Annotated in this window: 1 protein-coding gene; it reads left to right on the top strand. The window is 42.6% G+C overall.

The genetic code is table 11. The features are described 5' to 3' along the window. The coding region (spoIIIAA, locus tag AC1DUW_RS30640; RefSeq protein ID WP_477644424.1) for a stage III sporulation protein AA at nucleotides 1–894 on the top strand (894 nt) is incomplete at its 5' end. Nucleotides 895–903: the final 9 nt, after the last annotated feature.

Raw genomic sequence — 903 nt, 5'->3', positions numbered from 1 at the left:
GAGCAGCTCCGGGGTATGACACCGATGATGATTGAAAAAATGGAAGAGTTGAGAATTCGGATTGGAAGGCCTCTAGAGGTCATTGTAGGGGGGGACCCTTTCTTCTTTTCATACGAAGTGACCCATTCGGATGCCGAACAATTACTGAATCAAATAGGTCAATTTTCGTTATATACGCTTGAGGAAGAATTAAAGCGAGGATATATAACTATAGCAGGTGGACATCGTGTTGGTCTTGCAGGAAAGGTAATTCTTGAAAATGGGGCGGTCAAAGCGATAAGGGATATTTCCTCCTTCAATATTCGGATAGCACGCGAAAAAATAGGTGCAGCGGAACCGCTCACTTCTTATTTATATAATGGCGAATGGCAGCATACTTTGTTAATCGGTGCTCCACAAACAGGAAAAACGACGATATTACGTGATATTGCAAGGATGATATCTAGTGGAAATGAAAAAAGAGGTATTGCCCCTCAAAAGGTGGGAATTGTGGACGAGCGATCAGAAATTGCGGGAAGTGTTCATGGAGTACCACAGCTCGAATTTGGAACAAGGGTGGATGTGCTCGATGGATGTCCTAAAGCGGAAGGAATGATGATGATGATCCGTTCTATGTCTCCGGATGTGTTAGTCGTAGATGAAATTGGTCGCGCAGAGGATACACAAGCAGTACTAGAGGCCGTAAACGCCGGTATTAAACTTGTGATAACTACACATGGTCATACTTTGGATGAAATTAAAAAACGGCCCTTTTTCGCCGAAATCTTAAGGCAAAACATTTTTGAACGGTTTATAGAATTGCAAAGAAGTAAATCTGGTAAGCGGAGCTACAATGTTCTCGACTCAGCGGGCCTCCCTTTATATTTGGGTGAAAGTGTGAATCCACATGTTTAAGTTAATAGG

This window comes from Peribacillus sp. P4_C12, assembly GCF_056402095.1.
This window is presented reverse-complemented; position numbering and strand designations above follow the sequence as displayed.